We start from the raw sequence: 4415 nt of genomic DNA, 5'->3' as shown, positions 1-4415 counted from the left end.
CATATTACGAACCTTGGGGCTATACCCCGTTGGAAAGTGTTGCTTTCCATGTTCCTACCGTCACGACCGATCTGGCAGGTTTCGGACTTTGGGTGAACAGCCTGAAGAACCAGCATGGCATCGATGATGGGGTAGAGGTACTTCACCGTTCGGATTACAACTATTCTGAAGTGGCTGACGGTATCAAAGACACCATTTCGGCATTCTCTGCAAAGACGGATGCAGAAGTGAAAAACATTCGCAAGCGTGCCGGGCAAGTGGCTGAACAGGCTTTGTGGAAGCATTTTATTGAATATTATTATGAAGCCTATGACTTTGCCCTTCGTCATGCGATGGAACGTCAGTTAGGTTAAAATAAATATGAATTATTAATCAATCAAGTAATCATACAATGAAGATTAAAGTTAGTAATGTAAACACTCCGAACTGGAAAGATGTGAATGTGAAATCTCATGTTCCTGCCGAGTTGGAGAAATTGTCTGAATTGGCACATAACATTTGGTGGTCTTGGAACTATGAAGCTACTGAACTGTTTAAAGACCTTGACCCTGCTTTGTGGAAAGAAGTTGGTCATAACCCCGTCCTTCTGTTGGAAAGAATGAGTTATGCTAAACTCGAGGCGCTTGCAAATGACAAAGTAATTCTGAAGAGAATGAATGACGTCTATGCTATGTTCAGAACGTATATGGACGTGAAACCTGATCAGAAGCGCCCTTCCGTTGCTTATTTCAGCATGGAATATGGTTTGAACCAGGTACTTAAGATATATTCTGGTGGTTTAGGTGTTCTTGCCGGCGACTACCTGAAAGAGGCTTCCGATAGCAATGTTGACCTTTGCGCAGTAGGATTCCTATATCGTTACGGTTATTTCACGCAGACCCTCTCAATGGATGGCCAGCAGATTGCCAACTACGAAGCTCAGAACTTCGGTCAGTTGCCCATCGAGCGAGTGATGGACGAGAATGGTAATCAGGTGATTGTAGATGTTCCTTATCTGGATTATTTTGTTCATGCTTTTGTATGGCGTGTAAACGTTGGACGTATTTCTCTCTATCTGTTGGATACGGATAATGAAATGAACAGCGAATTCGACCGTCCTATTACTCACCAACTCTATGGTGGTGACTGGGAAAACCGTTTGAAACAAGAAATATTGCTTGGTATCGGTGGTATCTTGACACTGAAGAAACTGGGTATCAAGAAAGATGTTTATCACTGTAACGAAGGACACGCAGCGTTGATCAACGTTCAGCGTATCTGTGATTATGTAGCTGAAGGCTTGTCTTACGACCAGGCTATCGAACTGGTGCGTGCTTCTTCACTGTACACTGTACATACTCCGGTTCCTGCCGGACACGACTACTTCGACGAGGGTCTCTTCGGTAAGTATATGGGTGGTTACCCTGCCAGAATGGGTATCAGCTGGGAGGATCTGATGGATCTTGGTCGTAATAATCCGGGCGACAAAGGCGAACGTTTCTGTATGTCCGTCTTTGCTTGCAACACTTCACAGGAAGTGAATGGTGTAAGCTGGTTGCACGGAAAAGTTTCTCAGGAAATGTTCTCTACTATCTGGAAGGGCTATTTCCCCGAAGAAATGCATGTGGGTTATGTTACGAACGGTGTACACTTCCCGACTTGGAGCGCTACCGAATGGAAACATCTCTATGCTGCTAACTTCGATGAAAACTTCTTGTATGATCAGTCTAACCCGAAGATTTGGGAAGCTATTTATAATGTGCCCGATGAAAAAATCTGGGAAACACGTATGGCTTTGAAGAATAAGTTGATCGACTATGTTCGTAAGCAATACCGTGAAACTTGGCTGAAGAACCAGGGTGATCCTTCACGTATCGTTTCTCTGATGGATAAGATCAATCCCAATGCGTTGCTGATCGGTTTCGGTCGTCGTTTCGCTACTTACAAACGTGCTCACTTGCTGTTCACTGACCTCGACCGTCTGGCTAAGATTGTGAACAACCCTGACTATCCGGTACAGTTCCTGTTCACAGGTAAGGCTCATCCGCATGATGGAGCAGGCCAAGGTTTGATTAAGAGAATTATCGAAATTTCCCGTCGTCCGGAATTCCTAGGTAAGATTATCTTCCTGGAAAACTATGATATGCAGCTGGCTCGCCGTCTGGTATCCGGTGTAGATATCTGGTTGAATACGCCGACTCGTCCGCTCGAAGCATCCGGTACTTCCGGTGAGAAAGCGTTGATGAACGGTGTTGTAAACTTCTCTGTACTCGACGGTTGGTGGTTGGAAGGCTATCGTGAAGGTGCAGGTTGGGCGCTGACTGAAAAGCGTACTTACCAGAACCAGGAACATCAGGATCAGCTCGATGCAGCTACTATCTATAGCATTCTTGAAACAGAAATCCTGCCGTTGTACTATGCACGCAATAAGAAGGGATACTCTGAAGGTTGGGTGAAGACTATCAAGAATTCTATTGCACAGATTGCACCGCACTATACCATGAAACGTCAGTTGGACGACTATTATAGCAAGTTCTACACTAAGCTGGCTAAGCGTTTCAGCGCATTGTCGGCTAATGACAACGCCAAAGCAAAAGAAATTGCTGCTTGGAAAGAAGAAGTGGTGTCTAAGTGGGACAGTATTGAGGTAGTGTCTTATGACAAGTGTGAAGAATTGCTTCAAGCTACTATCGAAAGCGGTAAGGAATATACCATTACTTATGTAATCGATGAGAAAGGCTTGAATGATGCTATCGGTCTGGAACTGGTAACTACTTATACTGCCGGAGACGGTAAACAGCACGTTTATTCTGTTGAACCGTTCAGTGTAGTGAAGAAAGAGGGTAATCTTTATACCTTCCAGGTGAAACATAAATTAGAGAACGCAGGTAGCTTTAAAGTATCCTACCGTATGTTCCCGAAAAACTCTGACCTGCCTCACCGTCAGGACTTCTGCTACGTTCGTTGGTTCGTGTAAGAGTTTAATCTAACAATATAGAGAAGCTGCTCACGGGAGGTTTACTAAACTTCTCGGGGCAGCTTTTCGCTTTTTTATTCACCTTATAATATATGTACTATGAGACATTTACTTCTTTCATTGAGTTGTTTGTTTGGTATAGTTTCTGGCGGATATTCACAAACGGAACTATCGCCTTTTCTCTTTGATACTTATCAGGATGCTATTGTCTATATGAGAAATGGTATGGAAATTCGTGGCAAGATGAATTATCATCTTCCGAGCGAAAAATTCTATTTTATTGATGAGCAGGATGGAAATCAGGCAAAAATATTGTCGAATGCTGATGAGGTGAATATTATAAAGTTTGGTGCACGGGTATTTTACCCGGAACAGGATGGTGGAGTTGAAATTCTTTCTTCGGAGCCTTCATTTTATGTACAATACAAAGTTACTGTTCGTGATAAACCAAAGTCTGTGGGATATGGCGGCACCTCTTCGTTGGGTAATGTGAAGACGTATTCTTCCAACAGTACGGGATTCTCGCCTGATGCTCCTGTTAAGTTGGAAGTTGGAAGCCGGTATAATGTGTATTGGGTGGAGAAAAAAGGGAAAAAGAAGGAGGTTCGTAATATGAAGCAATTTCTGAAGCTGAATTCTACTCATAAGGAGGAATTGGAGAAGTATATTAAGGAAAATAATGTGTGCTTTGATGATGCTCAACAAATGCTGAAGTTGTGTATATATGCTGATTCGCTGCTGAAATAGTGATCCCTCTCTTTTATTGAACAAGTTCCGATAGATGCGTGTTTTATTTATACGACTAATAAAAAATAATTCGTATGAAGAAAATTGTATTACTTCGCCATGGCGAGAGCGCATGGAATAAGGAAAATCGTTTCACTGGTTGGACCGATGTAGATTTGACAGAAAAAGGTATTGCCGAAGCTGAAAAGGCGGGACAGTTATTGATAGATAATGACTTCCAGTTTGATAAAGCCTATACTTCCTACTTGAAACGTGCAGTGAAAACACTGAATGTGGTATTGGATCGTATGGATCAGGACTGGATACCGTTAGAGAAATCCTGGCGCCTGAATGAGAAGCATTATGGACAGCTTCAAGGTTTGAATAAGGCGGAAACTGCTGCCAAATATGGTGAAGAGCAGGTGTTGATCTGGCGTCGTAGCTATGATATTGCTCCGCATGCACTGACTGAGGATGACCCTCGTAATCCGCGCTTTGAAGCACGTTATAATGAAGTGCCCGATGCGGAACTGCCCCGTACCGAGTCTCTGAAAGATACAATCGAACGCATCATGCCTTACTGGAAATGTGTGATCTTCCCGAATCTGAAAACAGCCGATGAGCTGTTGGTTGTGGCACATGGTAATAGTTTAAGAGGAATCATCAAGCACCTGAAACATATCTCCGATGAAGATATTGTAAAGCTGAACCTGCCCACCGCCGTACCTTATGT

Annotated in this window: 3 protein-coding genes and 1 pseudogene; all 4 read left to right on the top strand. The window is 43.3% G+C overall.

Features of this window, described 5'->3' with window-relative positions; genetic code table 11:
- A pseudogene (locus tag BACCELL_RS18270) lies at positions 1 to 353 on the top strand (glycosyl transferase); the annotation flags it as partial.
- Positions 354 to 391: 38 nt separating this feature from the next.
- Positions 392 to 2956, top strand: a complete 2565-nt coding sequence (locus tag BACCELL_RS18265) for a glycosyltransferase family 1 protein (RefSeq protein WP_007213458.1) — start codon at positions 392 to 394, stop codon at positions 2954 to 2956.
- Between the two features lie 99 nt (positions 2957 to 3055).
- Positions 3056 to 3703, top strand: coding sequence for a hypothetical protein (locus tag BACCELL_RS18260; protein WP_007213457.1), 648 nt, complete (start codon positions 3056 to 3058; stop codon positions 3701 to 3703).
- A 74-nt stretch (positions 3704 to 3777) separates the two neighbouring features.
- Positions 3778 to 4415, top strand: a 638-nt coding sequence (gene gpmA, locus BACCELL_RS18255; RefSeq protein WP_007213456.1) for a 2,3-diphosphoglycerate-dependent phosphoglycerate mutase, incomplete at its 3' end; no start/stop codon positions are given.

This window comes from Bacteroides cellulosilyticus DSM 14838, assembly GCF_000158035.1.
GTDB classification, from domain to species: Bacteria; Bacteroidota; Bacteroidia; order Bacteroidales; family Bacteroidaceae; genus Bacteroides; species Bacteroides cellulosilyticus.
Note: the sequence above shows the minus strand (reverse complement) of the source record. Positions and strands in the feature narration are given on the sequence as shown.